Here is a 24778-nt window from a genome sequence, read left to right as displayed (position 1 = left end):
TTGGCTAGAAGCTCGATCGGAGTCGGGCCAGCAGGGTGTTGAGTGCGTCGATGTCCTGGGCGGACCACGTGGCCAGCGCTCTTTCCAGCGCGGCCGTGTAGCGGGCGCCGAGCTCGGCGAGGAGCGCCCGCCCGGCCGGGGTGAGCCGCAGGATCCGGCAGCGGCCGTCCCCCGGGTCGGCCTCGCGGTCGATCCAGCCGCGCTCGGCCACGTGGGTGACGTGGCGGCTGGTCACCGAGATGTCGACGGCCATGAGCTCGGCCAGCCGGCTCAGCCGCATCTCTCCGTGCCGGTCGAGCACGGTGAGGACGGCGGCGGCGCCGGGCGGGCAGTCCGGGGGCAGGCTGCGGGCGAGGTCGCGCTTGACCGCGCCGATCCCGGTGAGCTGGCGGGCCAGCTCCTCGTACCGCGTGATCTCCGCCGTCTGCGTGCCCACCGGACAGCCCCCCATCTTGTTGCTTAGAGCAACCATAGAAGCGGATGGTTGCTACAGGCAAACGAATCCGGGGGGTGGGGCGGTAAAAGAATCGGAAAACCGGCTAGGGTCCTGCCCCATGGCTGCGAACCACAACTCACAGGGCCCCGAGGGCAACTACGACCCCGCGGGCAGCACCCAGATGTTCCGAGCGTTCGTCGAGGAGGCCGCACCGGCCCGGCAGACCCCCACCCGTCGCCAGCGCCGCGAGGAGGAGCAGCAGGCCGCAGGCCCGAAGAAGGGCATGTGGCTGGGGCTGGCCGTCGCGCTGGTGCTGGTGATCGGCGCGGCCGCCTGGGTCGTCCTGCACTGATCCCGCGGACCCGGACCCGGACCCGGACCGCGGACCCGGACCCCGCCAGGTCCCGGGTCCGGTTCCGGTTCCGGCCTCAGTTCCAGGTGGCCGTGACCTGCCGGGTCTCCACGTGCATGCCCAGTGGCACCCGCCACGCCTCCACGCACACCGTGTAGGTCTGCGTCTTCGCGGCCCCGCCCGCGATGGGTGCGGGCAGCGGCTGGGCGGTGGTGATCGTGGCCCAGTCGATGCCGAGGGCGCCGATGATGTGCGTCGCGAAGCCGACCGTGCCCGAACGGGCCGCGGCGGTCCCGGTGTTGGTGAAGGTGACGGTGACCCGCTCGCACCAGCGGTCGTCCGCGGCCGCCCTGACGGGGGTGGACAGCGTCAGCTTCGCCGGAGTGGCCGGCGGCGCCGGGGGCGTGGTGCCGGGCTTGGCGGGCGGGCTCGACGGCGTGTTCGGCGTGCCGGGGCTGCCGGGTGTGCCAGGGCTGCCCGGTGTGCCGGGTGCGGTGGTGGGCGGGCCGGCTCCGGGTGCGGTGCCCGGGGCGCGTACGGAGCCGCCGGGTCCGGTGGTCGTGCCTCCGCCCGGGGCGGAGCCGCCGGGCACCTGGGACCCAGGCGTACTGGCCGACGTACTGGACGACACGGAGGAGCCGCCCGCCGCGGACGGGCCGCCGAGCGGCTGGAACTCCACCTGGCCCTGCGGCGCCACGTTCTCCCCCGCGCCCCGTTCGGGGCCCGGGGCCGCGGCGCCCACGGCGACGTAGCCGTCCCGTGCCGGGCCGCCGCAGCCGGTGAGGCCGGCGGCGGCCGTGCAGCACAGGGCGAGGAGGATGGCCGCGCGAGGTCCCTTTCGCATCGCGCCAGTTTTCCTGACGGTCCGTCAATTGGGAAGCCCGTGCGCCCGGATCACTCGCCGATGAGGCCTACGCGCAGCTGCGCGAGGGTGCGGGTGAGCAGCCGGGAGACGTGCATCTGGGAGATGCCGACCTCCTCGCCGATCTGCGACTGCGTCATGTTCGCGAAGAACCGCAGCATGATGATCTGCCGTTCCCGGGCCGGGAGTTTGGCGAGCAGAGGCTTCAGGGACTCGCGGTACTCGACACCCTCGAGCGCGGTGTCCTCGTAGCCGAGGCGGTCCGCGAGCGAGCCCTCGCCGCCCTCGTCCTCGGGGGAGGGCGAGTCGAGCGAGGAGGCGGTGTAGGCGTTGCCCACGGCGAGGCCGTCGACGACGTCCTCCTCCGAGACGCCCAGGACGGCGGCGAGCTCGGGGACGGTCGGCGAGCGGTCCAGCTTCTGGGCGAGCTCGTCGCTGGCCTTGGTCAGCGCGAGGCGCAGCTCCTGGAGGCGCCGCGGGACGCGGACGGACCAGGAGGTGTCCCTAAAGAATCGTTTGATCTCGCCCACGACGGTCGGCATCGCGAACGTCGGGAACTCCACTCCGCGTTCGCAGTCGAACCGGTCGATCGCCTTGATCAGGCCGATGGTGCCGACCTGGACGATGTCTTCCATCGGCTCGTTGCGGCTGCGGAAGCGCGCGGCGGCGTACCGGACCAGGGGCAGGTTCAGCTCGATCAGGGTGTCGCGTACGTACGCCCGGTCGGGGCTGTCCGCGTCCAGGGCGGCAAGGCGATGGAAGAGGGAGCGGGAGAGGGTGCGGGTGTCGATGGCTTCCGAGCGGTCAGACGCTGCCGGTGCTGCCGGCGTCGCGCTCTTGACGAGCGTGAGCACCTTGGAGCTGCCCTGGTCTACGGACATGCCACCCCCTTGAGGTCGCGGACGGTCGCGTACGGCGCGTCCGTCGGAGGAACGCAGCCTCCACCTGAATACCGGAGGCGGGGCTGCGGCAAACGCGGTTCAAGCAGAATGTCACATGTCGGCAACACGCTGTAGCGCCAAGTCGACATATATCTCCAGCGACAGACGAGGCCAGGGGGCGATCAGCCCGTTCTGTCGGGAAACGCGTGAATGATCTCCACTCGTTCCGGTTACGCCTCGATCCTGTTTGCGGATCGCAGTCGGGCGAAGCTCCGGGCGAGGAGTCGGGAGACGTGCATCTGGGAGACGCCGAGCTCGGCGCTGATCTGCGACTGCGTCAGATTGTTGTAGTACCGCAGGAGCAGGATCCTTTGTTCACGCTCGGGCAGCTGTACGAGGAGGTGGCGGACGAGGTCGCGGTGCTCGACCCCGGCCAGCTCCGGGTCCTCGTATCCGAGGCGGTCGAGGAGGCCGGGCATGCCGTCGCCCTCCTGGGCGGCCTCGAGCGAAGTTGCGTGATAACTCCGGCCGGCCTCGATGCAGGAGAGGACCTCGTCCTCGGTGATGCGCAGCCGCTCGGCGATCTCGGCGGTGGTCGGGGTGCGGCCGTGGAGGGTGGTGAGGTCCTCGGTGGCGGCGTTGACCTGCACCCACAGCTCGTGGAGGCGGCGGGGCACGTGGACGGTGCGGACGTTGTCGCGGAAGTAGCGCTTGATCTCGCCCACGACGGTCGGCATCGCGAAGGTCGGGAACTGTACCCCGCGGTCCGGATCGAACCGGTCGATGGCGTTGATCAGTCCGATGGTGCCGACCTGGACCACGTCCTCCATCGGCTCGTTGCGGCTGCGGAAGCGGGCGGCCGCGTAACGGACGAGCGGGAGGTTGGCCTCGATGAGGGCCCCGCGCACCCTGGTGTGCTCGCTGGTGCCCGGCTGCAGCCCCTTCAGCTGCCCGAAGAGGACCTGGGTCAGGGCCCGGGTGTCCGCGCCCCTGCTCGGGGGTCTCGGGGGCGTGGGCGGGGCCGGGGGCTCCTCGGGGGAGGGCTCCTGTCGCGGCTCCTGTCGGGGCTCCTGCTGGGGCGGCACCTGGGAGTCCTGCTGAGGGTCCTGCTGGGGTGGCACCTGAGGCGCTGTACTGGCCGGCACGGTCACGCCACCCCTTCAGTCAACTCATCCGTCAAAAGCGGTCATAGCATCACAAGAGATGTGCACTGTGTGCAAGCACCGTATATCACCGTGTTGAGGGCAAGTTGGGCATATTGGGGCATTGCGCCCAGTGGTGGGTATGCAAAAAACCCCCCACCCGTCGGAGTGGGGGGCCGGAGAATCCGGAAGCCGCTTCAGCGTACGGGTTCAGCGCACCAGTTCGGTCATGAACTCGCCGATGCCGGAGGCCGCATCCGATATGCCTTGGAAGCCAATTCCCACCATCTCGGCCGCACGCTTGGGCTGGGTGATGATCACGAAGAGCACGAAGACCGTGAGGGCGCCCGTGATGAGCTTCTTGGTGTCCATGAGCGGTGACGGCCTCCCCAACCGGTACTGCAAAGTCGGGTGAGTCTAACCGGTCATGTTTGGACACTCACCTTTCCTTTAAGGACCAATGACCCCGTACTCCGGGTCCTTTGCCGGTGCGTCCGCGGTTGCGGGGGGCGCAGGATTGGTGTGAGCCCACCGGTTCTGGCAGGAAATCGGCGGGTGAGGGACAGGACCTCACTGCGGGGTCCGAGCCGCAAGCTTCCCCCTGACTGCGGCTCGGGCTGGCAGGTTCCGTCCTCATCGGGGGAAGTGGCTTGTCCCCCCGATGCCACTTCCCCCGTCCACACGTGGAAGGTCCCGACCCCGGTCGGGGCCTTCTTCGCGTTCTCCCGCTCGCGGTACCGCTACTCGAGACCGCCGAGCAGGTCCACCGCGGGCTGTACGGGGGCGGTCAGCTGCTGCGTCTGGTTCACCACTTCCATCAGCTGGTTGAGCTGGTTCGCGCCCTCGGCGACCTTTGCGCCGATCTCCTGGACGGAGGCGGGCTGGGCCCCCGCGGGCATGCCCGGGGCGGTCGGGAGGTCCGGGAGGGTGAGGGGGGCCAGCGGTGCGGCGGAGGCGGCGGGTGCGGCGAGGCCCGCGGCGGCCCCCGCGAGGGCGAAGGCGGCGAGCATGCGCTGGGTCTTGGTCATGCCGTGACAACGGCCGAGGGGGCGGGCGGTCACGCGGGCGTCATCCGTAGGGACGTGCGGGTGGAACGCCGAGAGCCCCGACCCTTGCGGGGCGGGGCTCTCGATCGGAGCGGTAGTGGAGGGATTTGAACCCCCGATGGGTTGCCCCATACTCGCTTTCGAGGCGAGCTCCTTCGGCCACTCGGACACACTACCGAGATGGATCCTAGCCTAAGGAGCCGCATTCTTTGAAATCGGAATCCGCCGGGCCGGTCAGCGGGGCCCGTCGGCCGGTCGGGTCAGCCGGTCGGGTCACCGGTCGCGGAAGAAGTCCGTCAGCAGCTCGGCGCACTCCGCGGCGAGGACGCCGCGGATCACCTCGGGCCGGTGGTTGAGACGGCGGTCCCGTACGAGGTCCCAGAGCGAGCCGGCCGCGCCCGCCTTCTCGTCGTCCGCGCCGTAGACGACCCGGGCGACGCGCGACTGCACGAGCGCGCCCGCGCACATCACGCACGGCTCCAGGGTCACCACCAGGGTGCACCCCGGAAGCCGCCATTCCCCGACTGCGGCCGCGGCCCGGCGCAGCGCGACCACCTCGGCGTGCGCCGTGGGGTCGCCGGTCGCCTCGCGCTCGTTGTACCCGGTGGCGAGGACCGTGCCGTCGGGGCCGAGCACGACGGCGCCGACCGGCACATCGCCGGCCGGCACCGCCCGGGCGGCCTCCTGGAGCGCCAGGCGCATGGAGTCCCGCCACGGGTCCCTTACGGGATCGGGGTCGTGCGTGTCATGCGTGTCGTGCGTGTGGTGCGTGTCGTGCGGAGGGAGCACTAGCGGACTGCCTCCAGGACCTCGGTGGCGCCGAGGGACTCGGCGATCTCCGAGAGAGCGTCCCCGTCCAGGGTCATCAGTTGTTTGTGGGTCACGCCGAGGTCGTCCAGCAACTGGGGGTCGCCGAGCGGGCCGGCCGGTACCGGCTCCGCGCCGGTCCCTCCCAGCTCGTCCTCGTCGTCGTCGGTCTCGTCGGCGAAGGCGGTGAGGGGTTCCTCCTCGCCGTCTTCGGTGCCGTCCAGGTCCAGCTCGTCGAGTTCGTCGTCCTCCTCGTCGCTGCCCAGCAGCTCTTTGGTCAGCATCGAGCCGTAGGAGCTGCGGGCGGCCGCGGAGGCGTTCGACACGAAGTACCGCGGGTCCTCCTCCCCGTCCACGCGGACGACGCCGAACCAGGCGTCCTCCTGCTCGATGAGGGCGACCACCGTGTCGTCGTCGACAGCGGCGGACCGGGCGAGATCGATCAGATCACTGAGGGACTCGACGTCGTCGAGTTCCATGTCGCTCGCTTCCCACCCGTCTTCGGTGCGCGCGAGCAGTGCGGCGAAATACACCGTGACTCTCCCACTGGTCTTAGGCGTGCCGGTTGGAGGTCCCCCCGGCCGGAGGATGGGGTCGAACGGCCGTGGTGCTCGCCGTACTGCCCCGCCCAATCGGCATCGTGGCAGAAACGGCGGCTTTGCGAGAGGTCTTCCGCGCTTGCGTCGTCCCGTGCCGTGCCCTGCCGGGGGCTGCGCGGGGTTGTGGCGCCGGGGCGTGTCGGGGTGGCGGGGCCGTGTCGCTTGCCCTGCGGGCCGCTCGTGTCGCAACGGTGCGGCGCCGTTGCCGGGGCTCCGCCCCGGACCCCGCGCCTCAAACTCCCCCAGACTCCGTCTGGGGGTACCCCCAGACGGGGCTGAAATTGCTACCAGCGGAACGTGCGCATGCGCATTTGCTGCCGCATGCGGGCGGCGCGGGCGCGGCGGGGCTGGACGCGGTCGCGCAGTTCGCGCGCCTCCATCAGGTCGCGCAGGAACTGCGCGCGGCGTGCTCGGCGCTGCGCCGCGGTCTCCGGCACCTCGTCGCTCGGCTGCGTGTCGGGCATCGGCCACCACCCCGGGCTGGTCGGTCATCCCCCTGCACCCACCTTCCCCCGGACGGGCCGTTTGATGCCACCCCATCGCAGGTCAGACCGGTCAGGCCGGGTCCGTGCCGTCGTCGGAGAGCGCCGGGACCACCGCCACCGGTCCGTGGGCGTGCTGGAGCACCGCGTGCGCCACCGAGCCGATCAGCAGCGACATGGCCTTGCGCCGCGGATGGTGGCGCCCCACCACGACCAGCGCCGCCGACCGGGAGGCCATGACCAGCCGGCCCGCCGCGTCCCCGGGCACGGCGGCCTGCATGACCGGGACGTCGGGGTGGCGGGTGCGGAACGGCGCCAGCCGCTCCGTCTGGGACCGCAGCATCTCCCGCTCGGCCGGTACGGCGTCCCCGTCGTCCGCCAGGCCCTCCGGCGGTATCACCGCGAAGGGGCTGTCGATCACCAGGGTCGGCGCGGGCGGAATGGCGTACGCGGACACCACCTGGACGGTGGTCCCCCGCACGGAGGCTTCCGCGAACGCGAAGGCCAGGACGTCGTCGGGGGTCTCCGCGGCGTGCAGCCCGAGCACCACCTTCCCGGCGGACTCCTCCTCCGAGGCGTCCGGCGCGTGCCGCTCCGCGTGCGGGACCACCACCACCGGGCACGGTGCGGTCGTGGCGACGGCGCGGCTGTTCGAGCCGAGCAGCAGGGTGGCGAAGCCGCCGCGCCCCCGGGAGCCCATCACCAGCATCAGGGCCCCCGCGCCGATCACCCGCAGGGCCTCGGGGACGGAGCCCTCCAGCGACTCGTACGTGATCCCCTCCGGCAGCTCGGGGCCGCCGCCCAGCAGGGCCCGGATGCGGTCGCTGACCGGGTCGGCGAACTCCTCCGGCTGTGAGGCGTCGTGCAGCGCGGCCCGGCGTCCCGCATACAACTGGGCGTGGTCGGGCAGTACATGGGCGATCAGCAGCCCCGTACCGTGCCGCAGCGCCGCGGCCCTGGCCCAGTCCAGGGCCCTGAGGCTGTGCTCGGATCCGTCGACGGCGGCGATCACCGGTGCGTTGCTCACCAGTCCAGCCTGGTGGGCTCCCGCGCGGGTCGCATCCCCAGACGGACGCGCAGGGGCCCCGTCAGCGCGTAGCCTTTTGGCTGCAGGTCGCGTCTCGCGGCCGTTTTTGCAGGTCGCAGGCCGAGTTTTGGAGGATGTTGTGCGTTTGCAGGTCGTCGATCACCCCTTGGTGGCGCACAAACTCACCACCCTGCGCGACAAGCGCACCGACTCCCCCACCTTCCGGCGGCTCGCCGACGAGCTGGTGACCCTGCTCGCGTACGAGGCCACCCGGGACGTGCGCACGGAGCAGGCCGACATCGAGACCCCGGTCGCCAAGACCACCGGCGTGAAGCTCTCGCACCCGCGCCCGCTGGTCGTGCCGATCCTGCGGGCCGGCCTCGGCATGCTCGACGGCATGGTGCGGCTCCTGCCGACCGCCGAGGTGGGTTTCCTGGGCATGGTCCGCAACGAGGAGACCCTGGAGGCCTCCACGTACGCGACGCGCATGCCGGAGGACCTCTCCGGGCGGCAGGTCTACGTCGTCGACCCGATGCTGGCCACCGGCGGCACGCTCGTCGCCGCGATCCGGGAGCTGATCAAGCGCGGCGCCGACGACGTCACGGCCGTGGTGCTGCTGGCCGCGCCCGAGGGCGTCGAGATCATGGAGCGCGAACTGGCGGGCACGCCGGTGACCGTGGTGACGGCCGCGGTGGACGAGCGGCTCAACGAGCACGGCTACATCGTTCCGGGCCTGGGCGACGCGGGCGACCGCATGTACGGCTCGGCCGAGTAGCCCTGGGCACCGGATCGGCGCATCAGCACTTCGTGGCGGGCGCGGGCGCGGGGTTGGCCAGCAGGGCCAGCGCCTTGTCCGCGTCCTCCTTCGTGCTCAGCTCCTTGAAGGCGTCGCCCAGGATCAGGTCGATGTCCGCGGTCTCGCGGGTGTCGGTCTGCTGGGTGGTGCCGGCGAGCTGGGTGCCCAGCACGCTGAAGGCGGCCTTGTCGGTGGCGGGGGAGCCCAGCAGTATCCCGGTGCCGGGGACCTTCTTGTCGAAGTCGGCGGGGGCGTTGCCGACGTTGCCGATGACGAAGCCGCGTTTCTTCAGCTCGTCGCCGACGGCCTTGGCGAGTCCCGCGCGCGGGGTCGCGTTGTAGACGTTGACGGTGATGTCGGCGGGCTGGGGCAGCACCACCGCGGGTTTCGGGGAGGCGGCCGAGGCGGCTTCGGGGCCGCCCTTGACGGCCGCTTCGGCCGCCTTCGTCGGACAGTCCTTGGCGCCCGCGGCCGTGTTCCGCTTCGGGCTGTCGCCCTGGAACACGTCGATGAGCTGCAAGGCCCCGTAGCCGAGCAGGGCCAGTGCGAGGACCGAGCCGAGCACGGCGAAGACGATCCGACGACGGCTCCGCTTACGACTCATACGAGGGTAGGCGGCTCCCGTGACGCGGTACTTTCCGCCCATGCCGGGGGGAGTGAGCATGCTCATGGGCGCAGCGTAGTGCCGCCCGGTGGCGATGCCTACTAAATGATCTGCTGATAGGTCAATGGTGACCCGAAAGGCGCAATCCACGCGAAGCGCCGCAGCCCGTGGACGGGCTGCGGCAGGGCAGGGCCGGGCGGCGCCGCGCGGGGTCGCCTGAGGGCTCAGTCCATCTCGAGGACGCGGGCGTGCAGCACCTGGCGCTGCTGCAGGGCAGCGCGCACGGCGCGGTGCAGCCCGTCCTCCAGGTAGAGGTCGCCCCGCCACTTGACGACGTGCGCGAAGAGGTCGCCGTAGAAGGTGGAGTCCTCGGCGAGCAGCGTTTCGAGGTCGAGCTGCCCCTTGGTCGTCACCAGCTGGTCGAGCCGGACCGGGCGCGGCGCGACATCCGCCCACTGCCGGGTGCTTTCCCGGCCGTGGTCGGGGTACGGCTTTCCGTTACCGATGCGCTTGAAGATCACACGGAAAGCCTACCGGGCCCGGCCCTGCGAGCGCAGCCTCGCCGCGTTGGTGCAAAAGTGGCGAAGGGCGCCAATTCGGGAGTGATTCATGAGCGAGAGCACCGACCCGGCCGTCGTGGCGGATCAGACGGGCCCGGCCGACAAGATCGCTGCCGGATACGCCTTCACCGGACCGGCGCTCGACCTGGGGGCCCTGCTGTGGGACGGCACCTGCCTGCCGGGCCACCAGATCCGCATCCCCCTGCCGATGCTGAACCGGCACGGGCTGGTCGCGGGCGCCACCGGCACCGGCAAGACCAAGACCCTCCAGCTCATCGCCGAGCAGCTGTCGGCCAACGGGGTCCCGGTCTTCCTCGCGGACATCAAGGGCGACGTCTCGGGGATCTGCGCCCCGGGTGCGCCGAACGAGAAGGTCGGGGAACGGGCCAAGGACGTGGCCCAGGAGTGGGAGGCCACCGGATACCCCAGCGAGTTCTACTCGCTCGGCGGCATCGGCCCCGGGATCCCGGTCCGCTCCACCGTCACCAGCTTCGGCCCGGTCCTGATGTCGAAGGTGCTCCAGCTCAACCAGACGCAGGAGCAGTCCCTCGGCCTGATCTTCCACTACGCCGACACCAAGGGCCTGGAGCTGATCGACCTCAAGGACCTGCGCGCGGTCGTCGCCTTCCTCGTCTCCGACAAGGGAAAGCCGGAGCTCAAGGGCATCGGCGGACTGTCCACGGTGACGGCCGGGGTGATCCTGCGGTCGCTGACCGCCTTCGAGCAGCAGGGGGCCGCGGAGTTCTTCGGTGAGCCGGAGTTCGACACCAGCGAGTTCCTGCGGACCGCCGCGGACGGCCGCGGCATGGTCTCCGTACTGGAACTCCCCGCGGTCCAGGACAAGCCGCAGCTCTTCTCCACCTTCCTGATGTGGCTGCTGGCCGACCTCTTCAACGACCTGCCGGAGGTCGGCGACCTGGAGCAGCCCAAGCTCGTCTTCTTCTTCGACGAGGCGCACCTGCTCTTCAACGGCGCCTCGAAGGCCTTCCTCGACTCCATCACCCAGACGGTGCGCCTCATCCGCTCCAAGGGCGTGGGCGTCTTCTTCGTGACGCAGACCCCCAAGGACGTACCGGGGGACGTGCTCGCCCAGCTCGGCAACCGCGTGCAGCACGCGCTGCGCGCCTTCACCCCCGACGACGCGAAGGCGCTGAAGGCGACCGTGAAGACCTTCCCCAACTCTCCGTACGACCTGGAGGAGCTGCTCACCCAGCTGGGTACGGGCGAGGCGGTCGTCACCGTGCTCAGTGAGAACGGCGCGCCGACCCCGGTCGCGGCGACCCGGCTGCGGGCCCCGCAGTCGCTGATGGGGCCGATCGAGCCGACGGCCCTGGACCAGGCGGTGAAGTCCTCGCTGCTCTGGTCGCGCTACGCGGAGCCGGTCGACCGCGAGTCGGCGTACGAGAAGATCAGCGCCGAGCAGGCCGCCGCCGAGGCGGAGGCGGAGGCCGCGGCGGCGGCCGCCGAGGCCGCGAAGCAGGCCAAGGAGGCCGAGAAGACGGCGCGCAGCGCGCCGAAGCCGGATCCCTCGCTGGCCGAACAGGTGGTGGGGAGCGGGCTGTTCCGCTCGCTGGCCCGGTCGATCGGGACGCAGGTGGGCCGGGAGATCTCGCGCTCGATCTTCGGGACGGCCCGCAAACGGCGGTGAGCCGAAGCCCCGTTCGAGGCGGAATCCAGCGAACCGGGTGACTGGAACCGGTCCGTCGCTGACAGACTCGGTGCATGCGGACCGAACTGACCGACACCACGTCCAGCAAGATCAACCGGGCGCTGCTCGAAGCCCGCCGGGCCATAGGAAGCCCCACCACGGGGCTGGTGCTGACCCTCATCGTCGTCACCGACGAGGAGAACGCCTACGACGCCGTGCGCGCGGCCTCCGAGGCCTCGCGCGAGCACCCCTGCCGCATCATCACGGTGATCAAGCGGACCTCGCGGGGCTCGCACAAGCTCCGCGCGACCCGGCTGGACGCCGAGCTGCGGGTCGGCTCGGACGCCGGGACCGGGGAGACCCTGCTGCTGCGCCTGCACGGGGAGCTGACCGAGCAGGCCGGCTCGGTCGTACTGCCGCTGCTGGTGCCGGACGCGCCCGTCGTGGCGTGGTGGCCGGCCGACGCCCCCGCCGACGTGGCGCGGGACTCCCTGGGCTCCCTCGCGCAGCGCCGGATCACGGACGCGGCCGCGGCCTTCGACCCGGTCGGCGTACTAGGCGAACGGGCCGCCGCGTACCGGCCCGGGGACACCGACCTGGCCTGGACCCGGCTGACGCCGTGGCGGGCCCTGCTGGCGGCCGCCCTGGACCAGAAGCCGCTGCCGGTGACCGGCGCGGCGGTGGAGAGCGAGCCCGGCAACGCGAGCGCCGAACTGCTCGCGCGCTGGCTGGAGGACCGGCTCGGCGTGCCGGTGGACCGGGTGGCGGGCGAGGGCCCGGTGATCACCCGGGTCAGCCTGCGCACCACGGGCGGCGAGATGCGGGTGGACCGGCCCGCGGGCGCGCTGGCCACGCTGATCCTGCCGGGGAGCCCCGACCGCAGCGTTGCCCTGAAGATCCGCAGCGGCGCCGAACTGATCGCGGAGGAACTGCGCCGCCTCGACGCGGACGTGATCTACGGCTCCGCGCTGCGGCGGCGGCCGCTCCAGGCGGCGCTCTCCGCGTAGTGGTTGTCGTACGTGGGGGAGCTGTCCTTGATGTCCTGCACGGTGGCCTCGCCCGCGTTGACCCGGCCGAGGAGACGGTAGTAGTCGAAGCGGCCCATGCCGGGGGTGAAGCCGACGAACACGCTGGCCGTGTGGCCGGCGGCGGGGGCGAAGGCGTGCTTGACGCCCGGCGGGATCGCGATGAAGTCGCCGGCGTCGAGGGTCTGGACCTCGTCCCCGACCAGGATGTCGAGCCGGCCGGCGGTGACGTGGAAGAACTCGGTGGCCTTGGTGTGGAAGTGCACCGGGGCACCGGCCGCGCCCTCGTCGAACGTGGCGGTGTTGCAGGTGAGTTCGGCGGTGTCCGTGAGCAGCGTGATGAGGCTGCCGGGGGCGTCCTGGATGGCTTCGGCGGTGGCGGCGCGGGTCGCGATCTCTGTCATGTCCCCTAATCTAGGGCCTGGATAGACCGGTCTCAGGGGTCAATTCAGCACTCTTCGAGCCGGTCAATCCGAGCCCTTCGCGGCCTTGGCCGCGGCCTTCATCTCCTGTTTGTGCGCCCGGACCTTGGCCAGGGACTCGGGGCCCGTGATGTCGGCAGCCGAGCGGTAGACGTTCGCCGGTCCGTACCCGCCCGCCGCCTCCCGCCAGCCCTTCGGGCGCACGCCGAGCCGCTTGCCCAGCAGGGCGAGGAAGATCTGGGCCTTCTGCTCGCCGAAGCCGGGCAGTGCCTTGAGGCGCGCCAGCAGTTCCGCCCCGGTCGCGACATCGGCCCAGACGGCCTCGGCGTCCCCGCCGTAGTGCTCCACCAGGTACGCGCACAGCTGCTGGATCCGCTTCGCCATCGACCCCGGATAGCGGTGGACGGCGGGCTTCTGCGAGAGCAGCGCGGCGAAGGCCTCCGGGTCGTACGCGGCGATGGCGTGCGCGTCCAGGTCGTCGGAGCCGAGCCGCTGGGCGATCGTCCAGGGGCCCGAGAAGGCCCATTCCATCGGCACCTGCTGGTCCAGCAGCATCCCGACGAGTGCGGCCAGCGGGCTCCGGGAGAGCAGCGCGTCGGCGTCCGGCTGCTGCGCCAGCCGAATGGTGATGTCCTTGTCCATGGCTCCAGCCTCCCGCGCGGACGCGTTCCCCGCGCGGGAGGCACACCGCGCGCCTAGCGTGTCTACGACGACAGCTACGAGTCCGAGGAGTCGATCGATCATGGTTGAGTTCACCGAAGGCGCACCGTGCTGGGTGGACGCGATGTTCGCCGACGTGGAGGCCGCGAAGACCTTCTACGGCGATGTGCTGGGCTGGACCTTCGGCGAGGCCAGCAGCGAGTACGGCAACTACACGCAGGCCTACTCCGGGGGGAAGGCCGTCGCGGCCGTGGTGCCCCCGATGCCCGGGGCCGACGCCCCGTCGCAGTGGTGTCTGTACTTCGCCTCGCCCGACGTGGCGGCCACGGCCGAGAAGGTCACCTCGTCCGGCGGAGAGGTGCTGATGGGGCCGATGCAGGTGGGCAGCTTCGGCTCGATGCTGATCGCGAAGGAGCCGAGCGGCGCGGTCTTCGGCGTCTGGCAGCCGGGCGACCACAAGGGCTTCGAGAAGATGGGCGAGCCGGGCGCGTACGCCTGGGCGGAGGTCTTCACCCGGGAGCCGGCCAAGGCGGACGCCTTCCTGCCGAAGGTCTTCCCGTACAGCGCCCAGCAGATGGACGCGGGCGACGACCCGGAGATGGCCGGCATGGACTTCAAGGTCTTCAGCCTCGGCGGCCCCGAGAATCCGGTGCTGGGCCGGATGAAGATGGACAAGGACTTCCCGGCGGACCTGCCGCCGTGGATCCAGGTCTACTTCGGGGTCCCGAACTGCGACGAGGCGGTGGAGAAGGCGAAGAAGCACGGCGGGAAGCTCCACTTCGGCCCGATGGACAGCCCGTTCGGCCGCTTCGCGGCGGTGGCGGACCAGCAGGGTGCGGCCTTCGCGGTGATCGACATGTCGACGACGGTCGGCGAGATGCCGAAGTTCGGCTGAGCCGCCTGACCGGCCGACCGCCTGACCGCCCGACCGCCTAACCGCCCGACCGCGCGAAACGCCCCCCGTGCCCTTGCCGGTGATTCACGGCCGGGGCACGTCGGCGTGCCCGCCCCGGTGGCCGTCCGCGGGCGGCATGCCTTCGCTCCGTGCGGCCCGTCCGTGTCGTGCGACGTGACGCCTACGCAAGAGGTCAACGCATCATGAGCCTGAGCATTCGCAACCAACTCGCCGGTACCGTCACCGCCGTCACCGCCGGTGAGGCCATGGCCGCGGTCAAGGTCCGCCTCGAGGGCGGCCAGGAGATCACCGCCGCCATCACCGCCGACGCCGTCAAGGAGCTCGGCATCGGGACCGGATCCTCGGTCACGGCGCTGGTCAAGGCCACCGAAGTGGCACTCGCCACCGGGCCGGTCGAGAACCTGTCGATCCGCAACCAGATCGCCGGCACGGTCGCCGACGTCGCCGCCGGACCCGCCATGGCCTCCGTCAAGGTGGACGTGAACGGCGGCGGGCTGACCGCCGCCATCACCGCCGACGCCGTCGACGCGCTCGGCCTGGCGGCCGGCTCCTCCGTCGTCGCGCTGATCAAGTCGACCGAGATCTCGCTCCGGACCGTCTGATCACCCGTCGGGGTCCGCAGGGCGCGGCACCGTTACAGGCCTGCCCCCGGCGCCGTGAGCGCGCCGAACCACACGTGTGTGACCGCGCTGACGTAGCGCGCCCCGCAGCGGTCAGCCGGAACCACCAGCTGGCTGCCCGCCTCGTCGAGGTCCTCCCCGTCGAGCCGGGTGGCCAGCAGGACCGGGCTGTCGCCGAAGTCGGCGTCCAGCTCGGCCCAGGACACGACGGAGTGGTGCCCGTCCCCGCCGCTGATCGCGATCAGGAAGCGGCTTCGGTCCTTCCGCCTCCGGGCGTCGAACGCGGGCCCCGCGTCCGCGATCACATCGCGCAGCAGCGGGCCTTCGAACACATGGTGTTGCGGACCGTTGGTCGCGCAGTCGAACGTGACCGTGGCCCGGTGCTGTTCCCATTCCCGCAGGTCCGCGACGCTCAGGGTCGCCGGGTGGTCCAGGTCTCCGTGCAGCATGAGTTTGGCCATGCGTATGTCATGCCCGGGACCTCTCATTCCGGAACCTCATCTGCAAGGTTGAGAGATTGATATAGCCGCAGATGCGTGCGTCTTGGTCGTTTCCACCTGGCAGGACCGGAGAGCCTCAGGCCGCGGCCTCCTCGGCGCACCCGCGGCACGTGCCGCGGGTGGGGCTGCGGAAGGCGCGATCGCATCTCTCGCAGGTCTGGAACGGGTCCGGGGGTACGAAGGAGAGCTCGCGGTGGACCGGTTCGAGGACCGGTGGCAGCTGATGGGCCAGCCGGTAGGCGATGAGCCCGGCCGGATTGTGCGGCGGGGTCGGCAGGTTCGCGATGAGCGCGACAGTCACCGCCTGCGGAGCGGCACCCCGCTCCAGCCAGGCTTCGACGCCGGGCGCGAGCCGCTCGATGTCCCGCTCGCCGAGGAGGAGCCGCTGGTCGATGCGGCGCAGCTGCCCGAGGAGGGCCTTGGCGGCCTTGCGGCGGGAGGGGATGACCTCATTCGGGGCGGGCACTGCGGGGGCGGGCACGGCTGGGGATGCGGGTGCGGGGAGTTCGGGAGCGGGTTCCGGTGCGGCGGGCTCGGGTGCCGGAGGCGGCGGCGGTGGTGGTGGGGGTGGTGCCGGCGGTGGCGGCGGGAGGTCCCGTTCCGGCAAGGGGACGGATCCCGGGCGGTTGTAGGACACCGTTCGGGTGATGAGCCTTCCGCCCGGCAGGTGCTCCTTGGACCGGCTCAGATAGCCGTGGCGCTCCAGTTCGCGCAGCGCCGAGGCGATCCGGACCTCACCCTCGGTGAACCGGCGGGCCAGATCCTTGATGCCGACCAGGGCGCCGCCGGGCAGCGACTGGATGTGCACGGCCAGCCCGATCGCGGTCAGTGACAACTCGCGGTGCTGGGCGAGGTGGTTGCCGATCACGGTGTAGTGCGACGTGTGACGGACGTTGGCATGGCGTACGCCGGACGGGAAGACCGGTCGCGCGTTAAGGTGCTCGGAAGCCATGAGGAAGGTGCTTTCTTCCGCTTTGGTCAGGCCCTCGTTCGGGATTGCCGTCCCGGCGGGGGCCGTCTCATTTCTGGTGGGATGAGCCAGAGCATATGCCAGCCAACCGCCCCGAAATCCAACCCAGTTCGGTCGTGTCACTCGTGTGAGTTACCGGCCGCCGCGGGAGGTAGGAGGGGTTTGGCTGGAGTTTCTTTCTCTTGTTACTGCGAAGCAAAAGAAGAATCGCGCGTCACCGGGTCGTGATTCCGCGCGATCCGGTGGGATTTTCCGTTCGAACGAAAGTGCCCGGCGCGAGCAGGTGCCGAGTTCGCGAAGCTTGGGCGGTGATGTCGGATATGGCCGCAAGAAGGTCTGGGGCAGTCCGGCGGCCACACGGGCGGGGTGATGGCTTATCGTCGAAACGTTTCTGCGGATTCGCGTGCGCCCGACTGCCACTGGGGGGCAGTTTCATCGCAGTCGCGCGGCGCCGCACCGTAATGCATGCATTTCGCATGCTTTCCCGAAGGAATTCCCGTGCGTCCCACTCGCGCGACGGTCCTGCTGACCGCAGGTCTCGTCACCCTTCTCGGCGTTCCGGCCGCCACCGCCGCCGATACGCCGGCCAATCTCTACGTGAACAACGAGTCCGACTCGAACTGCTCCGACGCGGGGGCCGGTTCGCAGGCGGTCCCCTTCTGCACCATCTCTGCGGCGGCGAAGCTCGTCAAGCCCGGTCAGACCGTGCGGATCAAGACATGGACGACGTATGACGAGAACGTCGTCATCGACCGCTCCGGGGAGCCGGGCAAGCCGATCACCTTCACCGCGGACGCGGAGAACTTCTCTTCCGCGGCGTACCTGGAATTCGGCAGGAGCCTGACCGTCAGCGGTGCCTCCCACGTGGTGGTCCGCGGACTGCAGAGCTACGGTGGCGTCCAGGTCCAGCGCTCGACGGATGTGGAGCTGGACCGGCTCTACGCCTCGAACGACTCCGCCGTCGGCCTCGTGGTCGGTGAAGGAAGCGTGGGCGTACGGGCCACCCGGAGCCGACTCCTCGGTGTCCGTGTCGAGGGTGGGGCCCGGGGCACCGTGCTCGGCCGGAACCGCATCGACAGCGACTTCGAGCGGGCCGTCGACGTGGTGGACGCCCCGGAAACGGCCGTCACCAACAACACCGTGCGGGGTGGCTGCGGGACGACCCTCTCGGTCCGTGGCACCTCGTCCTCCTCCGCGCTGTTCAACAACGCGATCCTCACCTGGCCCGTCGAATGCGCGTCGGCCGAACCGAGCAAGACCATCGAGGTCGCGGCGAGCGCGACGGCGGGTACCCGCGCCGACTACAACCTGATCGCCCGGCCCGATCCCAAGGTGACGCCCTACACGTGGGGCGGCGCCGGCTACCAGACCCCGGCGGCGTTCGCGGCGGCCACGGGACAGGGCGCGCACGACATCCTGACGGCGAAGCCCAGTGACACGGGCACGGACGACGGATCCCCGACCATCGACTCCGGCGACCCGACGGCGCCGGGGGTGCTGCCCACCGACATCTACGGGAAGCCGACGGCGGACGACCCGCGCGTTCCCAATACGGGCAGGGACGGCGGCTTCATCGAACGCGGTGCCGTGGAGACCCAGGACGTCCTGAAGGGCGTCCAGTTGGGTCTCGAGCCGACGTGGGCGCCGGTCGGCACCACGGTGAAGGCGACGGCCGTTCCGAACAGCCGCTGGCCCGCCGGGCTCACGTACCACTACGACTTCGGCGACGGAACGGCCCCGGTCGTCACCAAGAACACCACCGCCGAGCACGTCTACGGCAAGCCGGGCGACTACGTGGCCAAGGTGACGGCGGTCACCGGAGTCGGCGAGAAGGTCACCTCCTTCGACCACCCGGTCAAGGCCTCCGCGGCCGGTCCGCTGACCGCGGCCTTCACCGCCGAGCAGGTCCTGCCGACCTCGTCCAACCCGCTCTCCGGAGACGGTCCGCTGACCGTCTCCGTCGACTCCACGAGCACTGCGGCGCCGTGGCCGGTGACCGGCACGGACCTGGACTTCGGTGACGGCACCCAGGGTCACGCCGACGACCTGCGGGCGTACAAGCACGAGTACGAGCTGCCCGGCACCTACGAGGTGACGGTCACCGTGCAGGACGCCAAGGGAGCGAAGTCCACGGCCAAGCGGAGCGTGAAGGTCGACTACGCCCCGTCCGGCTACGTGGCCACCGAGCCGTTCCGCCTGCTGGACACCCGTACCACCAACACGCCCGTGCAGGGAGGCGTGGCCACTCCTGTGGTCCTGCCCGTCGGCCTCGCCATACAGGGTCACGAGCTCTCGGGAAGCATGGCGGCGGCGGTCCTCAACGTGACCGTCACGGGCGCCACCGAGGACACCCACCTCAGTGTCTGGCCGTCGGGTCAGCCCCGTCCGGTGACCTCGAACGTCAATGTGAAGGCGGGCGGTACCTCGTCCAACACGGTCACGGTCCCGGTGGGCGCTGACGGCAAGGTTGCCGCGCAGCTCAACTCCGGCAGGGCCTCGCTGATCGTGGACTTCGTGGGCTACTACCAGCCGAACATCGGGGAGCGGTTCGGCCCGGTGACCCCGACCCGCGTCGTCGATACCCGTACCACCGGTGGTGCGCTGGGCGGTGGCCAGACCCGCACCGTCAAGGTCGCCGGTGTGAACGGCATCCCGGCGGATGCCACGGCGGTCGCGCTGAACCTGACCGGTACGGGCGCGACCGAGCAGGCGCACGTCATCGCCTACCCGGACCCGGCGAAGCGTCCGGCGACGTCGAACCTGAACGTGGAGCCGGGCAAGGACAAGTCCAACCAGGCGATCGTCCCGGTCGGGCCGAACGGCACCATCACGCTGTTCACCAACTCCGGTTCCACGCATCTGGTCGTCGACGCGGTCGGCTACTACGGCAAGGACGGCAAGGCCCTCTTCACCCCCGTCGTGCCCAAGCGCATGGCCGACACCCGCACCACGGGCAAGGTCGCCCCGGGCGCCACGACCACCGTGGCCGGTCTCCCCGCGAACGCGGTCGGTGCGGTCCTGAACGTGACCGCGACCGAGTCCACCGGCCCCGGCTTCCTGACCGTCCACGGGTTCGGGACTCCGCGTACGGATGCGAGCAGCCTGAACACGCTCCCCGGCATCACCGTCCCGAACCACGTCACGACCCCGGTCGGGGACGGCAAGGTCAGCGTCTTCAACAGCTGGGGCGGCAGCAACCACGTGATCACCGACCTGCTCGGCTACTTCACCCAGGGCTAGCGGTCGCGGTCGGCCCCGGCCTGCATCTTCTGCCACACGACGTCGCGGGTGACCGGCAACTCCGTGAAGCGGATGCCCGTCGCGTCTCGCAGCGCGTTGGTGAAGGCCGGGGCCACCGGGTTGAAGGGGCTCTCGCTCATCGACTTGGCACCCAGCGGCCCGATCGCGTCCGAGGTCTCCATGAAGTGCACCTCGGTGCGCGGGACGTCGGCGTACTGGGGGAGCCGGTAGCGGCGCAACGCCGTCGTCGTCACCTCGCCGCGCTCGTCCACCGGTACCGTCTCGTGCACGCTGCGCAGGATCTTCATCTCGCCGGTGTCCGGATCCACCGCGAGGCGGAACCACTGCGCGTTGAAGGCCACCGAGCGGGGGGGGGGGAGAGAGAGAGCCGCCCCAGTGGCCGTCCGCCGCGATCTCGTCGAGCTTGCCCGTGTCGTACGCGGCCTCGTACAGCTCCTTGAGGGTGAGGACGCGGCCCGCGCAGTCGAAGGCCTCGGCCTGCAGCTTGCACAGGTGCCGGGCCACGCCCGTGTGCCGGGCCGCGAAGGTCTGGAGGCGTTCGGAGAGGGAGCCCGCCGCCAGCATCACGGCCTTGGCCGCCACCACCGTGCCGGCCGAGCCGAACGCGCCGGTGTCGTGCCGGACGACGTCCGTGTCGGACTGGCGGACCGCGATCCGGTCGACCGTGGTGTTCAGCGCGCCGGCGGTGATCTGCTTGTGGACGGTGGTGGTGCCGTTGCCGAACTCCGCCGTGCCCACCGCGATGTCGTACGTGCCGTCCCGCATCAGGCTGACCCGCGCGTCGGCGTAGTGGCCGCCGGGGGGCCGGTCGCGATCATCGCGACCGCCGTGCCCGTCCCGGTGAGCCAGCCCTCCGGGACCGCACGGTGGCCCGTACCCCGTCCGCGCCGGCGCTCCCCGCCGGGCAGGCGGTGGCCGCGCCCGGCCGGGAGGGGATCTCGCTGGGCATCGAGGCCGAGAGCTCCGACAGCTCCCCGTACGACGCCTGGCGGCTGTACCTGCCGGACCCGGACGCGGCGCCGCCGCGGGTGCTCCACGAGATCGCCGAGGTCTTCGCGCGCTACCGCGACCGGCAGACCAGGCGCGCCGCCCTGGAGCGCGCCGCGGGCCTCGCTGAGCCAGGCCCGGTTCGCCCTGACGGCGGCGGACGAGGAGGTTCCGGTGCGGGCGGTCGAGCAGCTGGGCACCCTCGCGGAACTCCTCGCCGGGGTGCCGCCCGAGGTGCGCGGGGTGTTCGGGGCGCGGACGCTGGGGGCGCTCGGGGACGGGATGCTGCGGGAGACCCTGGAGGTCTTCCTGGCCAACAACTGCTCCTGGGCGCGCACGGCGGAGGCCCTCCACCTGCACGTGAACACCGTGCACTACCGGATCGAACGGGTGCAGGTCCTGACGGGCCGTGACCTGTCCCGCCTGGACCACAAGCTCGATCTCTACGCTGCGCTGCGCTGCCTGTAGCGGTGGATGAGCGACGTACGCGGCATGAAAGGCGGGGGAGGCCGGTCTACGGCCTCCCCCGAAATTCTTTTCCGGCGGGCCGTCACATCCGTGCGGCGGGGCGGGTCAGTGCAGTGAAGGCCGGGCGACAGCGCACCGGCACCAGCCAGGGGAGCGAACCTCATGTCCACCACCGCCGTAGTCCTCACCCTCGTCGGCGCTTTCATGGTCGGCTTCTCCGCCGCCTCGGTCTTCTTCCGCGCCAAGTGGGTCGTCGAGCCGCTCGCCGCGTACGGGGTCCCGGCCTCGTGGTGGACCTGGCTGGGCCTGGCCAAGGCGGCTGGGGCGGCCGGCCTCGTCGTCGGCCTGTTCGTCCCGGCGATCGGCATCGCTGCCGCCGTCGGCATCACCGTCTACTTCACCGGGGCCGTCATCACGGTCCTGCGCGCCCGCTCCTACGCGCACGTCCCCTTCCCCCTCCTGTACGCCGCCCCGGCCGTGGCCGCCCTCGCCCTCGGCTTCTGACGGCCGGGGACCGGCGCTTCACCGCCGGAGCAGGACGATCACCGGGCGGCTTCGGTCAGTCCTCGTCGGGAACGGCCTCGGCCCCGTCGCGGCCGCGCATGCGGATGAAGACCGGGTTGGCGGCAGCAGTGGTCTCGGCCAGGCTGTCCGCCTCCGCGGTCCTCCCCTCGGCCCGGAGTGCGAGGACCACGTCGTGGGTGACGGCCGCCTCGTTCCACTCGTAGGAGCCGGCCCGGTAGACGCCGAGTGCCGCTTCGAGGTCGGCGTGTGTCTCCGGGTACCGGCCGAGTTCCCGGTAGGCGACGCCGCGAAGGTGCCGGGCCATGGATCCGGCATAGGCGTCCCCCGCCCGCTCGGTCACGTCGATGGCGTGGGTGAGCGGTTCGAGGGCCGTTTCCGGCCGACCCGCTTTGATGTGGAGCCATCCGATGTCCCGCTGCGTGTGCGCCTGCCACATCTCGTCGCCGACCTGTTCGAACAGGCTCAGCGCCGTCCTGGCCCTGGCCTCGGCCTCGTCGAGCCGTCCCATGCCGGCCAGGACGCGGATCCGGGCATTGGTGACGCGCCCCACCCAGTGCCGTTCGCCCATGGGCCCGAAGATCTCCTCAGCCCGGTCGTAACGCTCGCGGGCGTCCTCGCGTCGGCCGAGGAGGCGGTAGATCTTGCCGAGGGCATAGAGACTGGCGCCTTCCCACCTGCGGTCGTTGAGCACCCGGAAGTCGTGAACCGCGGACTCCAGCAGCGGCGCCGCCTCTTCCGGGCGGCGCAGATATCCGAGGGTTTCCGCCAGGGTCCGGCGCAGCCGGGCCCTGGCCCTGAGGTCACCGGTGCGTTCGGCCAGCCGAAGCGCCTCCCGCTGGCTCCGCTCCGCCGACTCGGGACTGCCTCGCCACCTCTGGAACTCGCCCAGTTTCTCCAGCGAGTTGAGGACGTGCCACGTGTCGTCCGTCGCACGCAGCCGGTCCACGGCCGTCGTCATGTGGTCCAGTGCTTCCCGGAAGTCCTTCTTCGCCGCGTACGCGCGCGAGACGACCATCTCGTCCCGTGCACTCCCGACCGGGTCGGCGCTGTCGTCCCGGCCGTCGTCCAGTCCGTTACGGGCCAGCAGCGTCAGCGCCGTGTCCGGCGCACCTTCGGCCACGGCCGCCGAAGCACGGGCACGCCGCAGGCTGGCCAGCACGCGAGGCCGGGTCTCCGACGGCGACGCGTCGAACAGCCAGTCCGCGGAGGCGGGGGGAAGGTCGATGTCGTCGAGGAAGTAGGACACCGCTTCACCGATCTCGGCCGCCTCGGCGTTCATGTCGAGGCTTCTGGCACGGCCGATGGCCCAGCGGAGCCGCTCCTGCTCGGCGGATACCCAGCCGGCGGCCGACTCCGGGCCCAGATCGCCGATACTCCCGGAGGGCACCTCCGCCCCGAGTTCCGGCGCACGCTGCGCGGCCAGGCTGACGGCGGCATCACGGTATGCCTTGACCAGACGTTCCTCGTGCCGGCGCCGCTGCTGCGGCGGCAGCAGCTCGTACTGCTCGGCTGCGAAGACCCTGACCAGATCGTGGACTCGATAACCGGTACTCGCCTCGCCGCCCTCCTCGCCCTCGCCCCCCTCTGCCGCCTCCATCAGACTGACCTCGATCAGCTCGTCGCACGTCGCGAACGCCGCCCCACCGGCGGGGCCGATGCGCTCGAAGTGCCAGTCGGTGAGCCGTCCGGCCGGCAGTGAGGCGATGAGTCCGAACGCCGCCCGGGTGGACTCCTCGAGATCCCGGTAGGTGAGCATCAGACACGCGTGCAGGCTGTCGTCGTCGAAGACGAGTTCCCTCAGGCGGAGCCTCTCGTCGCTCAGCCGCGCCTGCATACGGCTCAGGCTCAGGTCGGGCCGCTGCGCCAGCTTCGAACCGACGATGCGCAGCGCCAGCGGGAGCCTGCCGCAGAAGCGGGTGATCTGCAGGGCGACCGCGGGGTCACCGGCGATGCGCTCGCGGCCTGCGTAGTGGGCCAGTACGTCCAACGCCTCGCTCTCGTCCGGCAGCGAGACCGGCACGGCCTGGCGCAGGGCCACACCGGCGAGCGGCTTTCGGCTGGTGATCAGCACCGAGCAGCCCGCGCCCACCGGCAGGAGCGGCCGTACCTGTTCGGTGCGGTGGGCGTTGTCCAGCACGATCAGCAACCGCAGGTCGTTGGTGAGGCTGCGGAGGAGGGCGGCACGGCCGTCGACATCCGCCGGAAGATCGTCGCGAGCGACATCGAGGCTGACCAGGAGCCGCTCCAGCGCCTCGCCACTCGTCTTGGGCGTGTCACCGTCGCCCTGCAGGTTCACGTAGAGCTGGCCGTCGGGGTACGAGTCCTTCACCCGGTGTGCCGCGTTCAGGGCGAGCGTGGTCTTCCCCACGCCCGCCGCGCCGTGGACGACGACGATCTTCGCCTGGCCCTCCGCGGCGTCCACGGGCAGAGAACCACCGGTCGGAGCGGGCACATCCCTGAGTAACGCCAGTAATCCGGCCAGGAGGGATTCCCGTCCCACCAAGGGATCCGCTCTGAGCAGTTCATGCCGCCGGGTCTGGCTCGACGCCACGAGACGTCCGGACTCCTCCCGCTCCTCGCGCCGGGCCTTGACCACCTGATAGGCCACGAGGGAGCCGGCCACGAACGTGGCACCGATGGACAGCACCCTGGCCGTCGGCTGCGCGAAGACATTGAAGATGAGGTCGCCGGTCGTACTCACGGCAGCGGCACTGAAGGCCGTCCCGGCCAGGAGAATCGTGTTGCGACGCGACCTGATCTGCTCCGCCATTTCCATCCCCCACGCGGTCGGCGTGGCCCGATGATGCCACGGCCCGGAAGCCGCCGACCAGTAGGCCGAAACGAAGATCAACGGCGGCCTGCGGCCAGTCGTCCTCGAGCACGAACGCGCCCGAGGCGCGGGCCGTCGGGACCGTGCAGGCGGAACCGCAACCACGGAACGCAGAAGGCCCCGGCCGGTTTCCCGGTCGGGGCCTTCAAGTGCCCGGTGAGGCACTGGCGGAGGATACGAGATTCGAACTCGTGAGGGGTTGCCCCCAACACGCTTTCCAAATGTTCGTACGGGGGTCCGGAGGGGGCCGTACCCGTCCTGACCTGGGGCGGAATCTAACCCAGAGGGTTCGCCGGATGGCCCTGGACAGGTACGAATGAGACCAGAACTGAGACCGGTCTCCGGTGCCTGA

The 24778-nt window shown here is 71.0% G+C and carries 26 protein-coding genes, 1 tRNA gene and 1 pseudogene; 9 read left to right on the top strand and 19 right to left on the bottom strand.

The window, feature by feature from the left end:
- Positions 1 to 4: 4 nt before the first annotated feature.
- Positions 5 to 451 (bottom strand): MarR family winged helix-turn-helix transcriptional regulator, encoded by a 447-nt coding sequence (locus OHA89_RS18465; RefSeq protein ID WP_266612316.1) that lies wholly within the window; start codon positions 449 to 451, stop codon positions 5 to 7.
- 103 nt (positions 452 to 554) lie between these two features.
- Here OHA89_RS18465 and OHA89_RS18460 point away from each other — a divergent pair, with 103 nt between their 5' ends.
- Positions 555 to 788 (top strand): hypothetical protein, encoded by a 234-nt coding sequence (locus OHA89_RS18460; protein WP_215146251.1) that lies wholly within the window; start codon positions 555 to 557, stop codon positions 786 to 788.
- A gap of 76 nt (positions 789 to 864) precedes the next feature.
- Here OHA89_RS18460 and OHA89_RS18455 read toward each other — a convergent pair whose 3' ends face one another.
- From OHA89_RS18455 to OHA89_RS18410, 10 genes are all read right to left on the bottom strand, one after another.
- On the bottom strand, positions 865 to 1632 hold the full coding sequence (locus tag OHA89_RS18455; protein ID WP_406366663.1) for a hypothetical protein: 768 nt from the start codon (positions 1630 to 1632) through the stop codon (positions 865 to 867).
- Positions 1633 to 1682: 50 nt separating this feature from the next.
- Positions 1683 to 2531, bottom strand: coding sequence for an RNA polymerase sigma factor SigF (locus tag OHA89_RS18450; RefSeq protein WP_215146247.1), 849 nt, complete (start codon positions 2529 to 2531; stop codon positions 1683 to 1685).
- Positions 2532 to 2761: 230 nt separating this feature from the next.
- Positions 2762 to 3676: an RNA polymerase sigma factor SigF gene (locus OHA89_RS18445; RefSeq protein WP_374199299.1), complete on the bottom strand. Its 915-nt coding sequence runs from the start codon at positions 3674 to 3676 to the stop codon at positions 2762 to 2764.
- Between the two features lie 207 nt (positions 3677 to 3883).
- Positions 3884 to 4045 carry a hypothetical protein gene (locus tag OHA89_RS18440; RefSeq protein ID WP_215014193.1) on the bottom strand — a complete coding sequence of 54 codons (162 nt, stop codon included), beginning with the start codon at positions 4043 to 4045 and terminating at the stop codon, positions 3884 to 3886.
- 368 nt (positions 4046 to 4413) lie between these two features.
- The gene (locus tag OHA89_RS18435; protein WP_215146242.1) at positions 4414 to 4701 is read right to left on the bottom strand and encodes a hypothetical protein; all 288 of its coding nucleotides are present in this window, start codon (positions 4699 to 4701) and stop codon (positions 4414 to 4416) included.
- A gap of 110 nt (positions 4702 to 4811) precedes the next feature.
- Positions 4812 to 4896: transfer RNA gene (locus tag OHA89_RS18430), tRNA-Ser, on the bottom strand.
- A 96-nt stretch (positions 4897 to 4992) separates the two neighbouring features.
- A complete protein-coding gene (gene tadA, locus OHA89_RS18425) occupies positions 4993 to 5421 on the bottom strand; it encodes a tRNA adenosine(34) deaminase TadA (RefSeq protein ID WP_266608766.1) in 429 nt (142 codons plus the stop codon).
- An 86-nt stretch (positions 5422 to 5507) separates the two neighbouring features.
- A complete protein-coding gene (locus OHA89_RS18420; RefSeq protein ID WP_215146238.1) occupies positions 5508 to 6059 on the bottom strand; it encodes a hypothetical protein in 552 nt (183 codons plus the stop codon).
- A 350-nt stretch (positions 6060 to 6409) separates the two neighbouring features.
- Positions 6410 to 6589 carry a hypothetical protein gene (locus tag OHA89_RS18415; protein WP_215146236.1) on the bottom strand — a complete coding sequence of 60 codons (180 nt, stop codon included), beginning with the start codon at positions 6587 to 6589 and terminating at the stop codon, positions 6410 to 6412.
- 91 nt (positions 6590 to 6680) lie between these two features.
- Positions 6681 to 7634 (bottom strand): universal stress protein, encoded by a 954-nt coding sequence (locus tag OHA89_RS18410; protein ID WP_257555259.1) that lies wholly within the window; start codon positions 7632 to 7634, stop codon positions 6681 to 6683.
- Positions 7635 to 7773: 139 nt separating this feature from the next.
- On the opposite strand from OHA89_RS18410, the gene upp reads away from it, so the two are divergent.
- Entirely contained in the window at positions 7774 to 8409 is a 636-nt protein-coding gene (gene upp, locus OHA89_RS18405) for a uracil phosphoribosyltransferase (RefSeq protein ID WP_215146234.1), read from the top strand.
- Between the two features lie 22 nt (positions 8410 to 8431).
- Here the strand turns inward: upp and OHA89_RS18400 are convergent, their stop codons facing one another.
- Both OHA89_RS18400 and OHA89_RS18395 read right to left on the bottom strand, forming a co-directional pair.
- Complete coding sequence (locus OHA89_RS18400; protein ID WP_374199298.1) at positions 8432 to 9100, bottom strand: LytR C-terminal domain-containing protein; 669 nt, start codon at positions 9098 to 9100, stop codon at positions 8432 to 8434.
- A gap of 158 nt (positions 9101 to 9258) precedes the next feature.
- Positions 9259 to 9555, bottom strand: a complete 297-nt coding sequence (locus tag OHA89_RS18395; RefSeq protein WP_017240525.1) for a type II toxin-antitoxin system VapB family antitoxin — start codon at positions 9553 to 9555, stop codon at positions 9259 to 9261.
- Between the two features lie 88 nt (positions 9556 to 9643).
- Here OHA89_RS18395 and OHA89_RS18390 point away from each other — a divergent pair, with 88 nt between their 5' ends.
- Together OHA89_RS18390 and opcA are read left to right on the top strand one after the other, a co-directional pair.
- Positions 9644 to 11242 (top strand): helicase HerA-like domain-containing protein, encoded by a 1599-nt coding sequence (locus OHA89_RS18390; RefSeq protein WP_406366660.1) that lies wholly within the window; start codon positions 9644 to 9646, stop codon positions 11240 to 11242.
- A gap of 74 nt (positions 11243 to 11316) precedes the next feature.
- A complete protein-coding gene (gene opcA, locus OHA89_RS18385) occupies positions 11317 to 12249 on the top strand; it encodes a glucose-6-phosphate dehydrogenase assembly protein OpcA (RefSeq protein WP_266608758.1) in 933 nt (310 codons plus the stop codon).
- Here opcA and OHA89_RS18380 read toward each other — a convergent pair.
- Both OHA89_RS18380 and OHA89_RS18375 read right to left on the bottom strand, forming a co-directional pair.
- On the bottom strand, positions 12198 to 12671 hold the full coding sequence (locus OHA89_RS18380; RefSeq protein ID WP_215146227.1) for a cupin domain-containing protein: 474 nt from the start codon (positions 12669 to 12671) through the stop codon (positions 12198 to 12200). The genes opcA and OHA89_RS18380 overlap by 52 nt on opposite strands.
- 63 nt (positions 12672 to 12734) lie before the next feature.
- Complete coding sequence (locus OHA89_RS18375; protein WP_266608755.1) at positions 12735 to 13331, bottom strand: HhH-GPD-type base excision DNA repair protein; 597 nt, start codon at positions 13329 to 13331, stop codon at positions 12735 to 12737.
- A gap of 100 nt (positions 13332 to 13431) precedes the next feature.
- Here OHA89_RS18375 and OHA89_RS18370 point away from each other — a divergent pair, with 100 nt between their 5' ends.
- Both OHA89_RS18370 and OHA89_RS18365 read left to right on the top strand, forming a co-directional pair.
- Positions 13432 to 14244 carry a VOC family protein gene (locus OHA89_RS18370; RefSeq protein WP_257555256.1) on the top strand — a complete coding sequence of 271 codons (813 nt, stop codon included), beginning with the start codon at positions 13432 to 13434 and terminating at the stop codon, positions 14242 to 14244.
- A gap of 203 nt (positions 14245 to 14447) precedes the next feature.
- A complete protein-coding gene (locus OHA89_RS18365; protein ID WP_266608753.1) occupies positions 14448 to 14867 on the top strand; it encodes a molybdopterin-binding protein in 420 nt (139 codons plus the stop codon).
- 32 nt (positions 14868 to 14899) lie between these two features.
- Here the strand turns inward: OHA89_RS18365 and OHA89_RS18360 are convergent, their stop codons facing one another.
- Both OHA89_RS18360 and OHA89_RS18355 read right to left on the bottom strand, forming a co-directional pair.
- Positions 14900 to 15346 carry a molybdopterin-dependent oxidoreductase gene (locus tag OHA89_RS18360; RefSeq protein WP_266608751.1) on the bottom strand — a complete coding sequence of 149 codons (447 nt, stop codon included), beginning with the start codon at positions 15344 to 15346 and terminating at the stop codon, positions 14900 to 14902.
- Positions 15347 to 15461: 115 nt separating this feature from the next.
- On the bottom strand, positions 15462 to 16337 hold the full coding sequence (locus OHA89_RS18355) for a helix-turn-helix domain-containing protein (RefSeq protein ID WP_266608749.1): 876 nt from the start codon (positions 16335 to 16337) through the stop codon (positions 15462 to 15464).
- Between the two features lie 516 nt (positions 16338 to 16853).
- On the opposite strand from OHA89_RS18355, the gene OHA89_RS18350 reads away from it, so the two are divergent.
- A complete protein-coding gene (locus OHA89_RS18350) occupies positions 16854 to 19595 on the top strand; it encodes a PKD domain-containing protein (RefSeq protein ID WP_406366657.1) in 2742 nt (913 codons plus the stop codon).
- Here the strand turns inward: OHA89_RS18350 and OHA89_RS18345 are convergent.
- Positions 19592 to 20476 (bottom strand): annotated as a pseudogene (locus tag OHA89_RS18345) (xanthine dehydrogenase family protein molybdopterin-binding subunit); the annotation flags it as partial. The gene OHA89_RS18350 and the pseudogene OHA89_RS18345 overlap by 4 nt on opposite strands.
- Positions 20477 to 20777: 301 nt before the next feature.
- Here OHA89_RS18345 and OHA89_RS18340 point away from each other — a divergent pair.
- Both OHA89_RS18340 and OHA89_RS18335 read left to right on the top strand, forming a co-directional pair.
- Positions 20778 to 21071: a PucR family transcriptional regulator gene (locus tag OHA89_RS18340; protein WP_406366655.1), complete on the top strand. Its 294-nt coding sequence runs from the start codon at positions 20778 to 20780 to the stop codon at positions 21069 to 21071.
- 162 nt (positions 21072 to 21233) lie between these two features.
- On the top strand, positions 21234 to 21575 hold the full coding sequence (locus OHA89_RS18335) for a DoxX family protein (RefSeq protein WP_215150772.1): 342 nt from the start codon (positions 21234 to 21236) through the stop codon (positions 21573 to 21575).
- A 55-nt stretch (positions 21576 to 21630) separates the two neighbouring features.
- Here OHA89_RS18335 and OHA89_RS18330 read toward each other — a convergent pair whose 3' ends face one another.
- Positions 21631 to 24297, bottom strand: a complete 2667-nt coding sequence (locus tag OHA89_RS18330) for a tetratricopeptide repeat protein (RefSeq protein ID WP_406366654.1) — start codon at positions 24295 to 24297, stop codon at positions 21631 to 21633.
- Between the last annotated feature and the right edge of the window lie 481 nt (positions 24298 to 24778).

Source organism: Streptomyces sp. NBC_01546 (assembly GCF_045208355.1).
Taxonomy (GTDB): domain Bacteria; phylum Actinomycetota; class Actinomycetes; order Streptomycetales; family Streptomycetaceae; genus Streptomyces.
This window is presented reverse-complemented; position numbering and strand designations above follow the sequence as displayed.

Excerpts from the sequence above, each read along its gene's own strand:
- OHA89_RS18465 (WP_266612316.1), bottom strand. The coding sequence starts at position 451 with ATGGGGGGCTGTCCGGTGGGCACGCAGACGGCGGAGATCACGCGGTAC.
- OHA89_RS18460 (WP_215146251.1), top strand. The coding sequence starts at position 555 with ATGGCTGCGAACCACAACTCACAGGGCCCCGAGGGCAACTACGACCCC.
- OHA89_RS18455 (WP_406366663.1), bottom strand. The coding sequence starts at position 1,632 with ATGCGAAAGGGACCTCGCGCGGCCATCCTCCTCGCCCTGTGCTGCACG.
- OHA89_RS18450 (WP_215146247.1), bottom strand. The coding sequence starts at position 2,531 with ATGTCCGTAGACCAGGGCAGCTCCAAGGTGCTCACGCTCGTCAAGAGC.
- OHA89_RS18440 (WP_215014193.1), bottom strand. The coding sequence starts at position 4,045 with ATGGACACCAAGAAGCTCATCACGGGCGCCCTCACGGTCTTCGTGCTC.
- OHA89_RS18435 (WP_215146242.1), bottom strand. The coding sequence starts at position 4,701 with ATGACCAAGACCCAGCGCATGCTCGCCGCCTTCGCCCTCGCGGGGGCC.
- tadA (WP_266608766.1), bottom strand. The coding sequence starts at position 5,421 with ATGCGCCTGGCGCTCCAGGAGGCCGCCCGGGCGGTGCCGGCCGGCGAT.
- OHA89_RS18415 (WP_215146236.1), bottom strand. The coding sequence starts at position 6,589 with ATGCCCGACACGCAGCCGAGCGACGAGGTGCCGGAGACCGCGGCGCAG.
- OHA89_RS18400 (WP_374199298.1), bottom strand. The coding sequence starts at position 9,100 with ATGAGCATGCTCACTCCCCCCGGCATGGGCGGAAAGTACCGCGTCACG.
- OHA89_RS18390 (WP_406366660.1), top strand. The coding sequence starts at position 9,644 with ATGAGCGAGAGCACCGACCCGGCCGTCGTGGCGGATCAGACGGGCCCG.
- opcA (WP_266608758.1), top strand. The coding sequence starts at position 11,317 with ATGCGGACCGAACTGACCGACACCACGTCCAGCAAGATCAACCGGGCG.
- OHA89_RS18380 (WP_215146227.1), bottom strand. The coding sequence starts at position 12,671 with ATGACAGAGATCGCGACCCGCGCCGCCACCGCCGAAGCCATCCAGGAC.
- OHA89_RS18375 (WP_266608755.1), bottom strand. The coding sequence starts at position 13,331 with ATGGACAAGGACATCACCATTCGGCTGGCGCAGCAGCCGGACGCCGAC.
- OHA89_RS18370 (WP_257555256.1), top strand. The coding sequence starts at position 13,432 with ATGGTTGAGTTCACCGAAGGCGCACCGTGCTGGGTGGACGCGATGTTC.
- OHA89_RS18365 (WP_266608753.1), top strand. The coding sequence starts at position 14,448 with ATGAGCCTGAGCATTCGCAACCAACTCGCCGGTACCGTCACCGCCGTC.
- OHA89_RS18360 (WP_266608751.1), bottom strand. The coding sequence starts at position 15,346 with ATGGCCAAACTCATGCTGCACGGAGACCTGGACCACCCGGCGACCCTG.
- OHA89_RS18355 (WP_266608749.1), bottom strand. The coding sequence starts at position 16,337 with ATGGCTTCCGAGCACCTTAACGCGCGACCGGTCTTCCCGTCCGGCGTA.
- OHA89_RS18335 (WP_215150772.1), top strand. The coding sequence starts at position 21,234 with ATGTCCACCACCGCCGTAGTCCTCACCCTCGTCGGCGCTTTCATGGTC.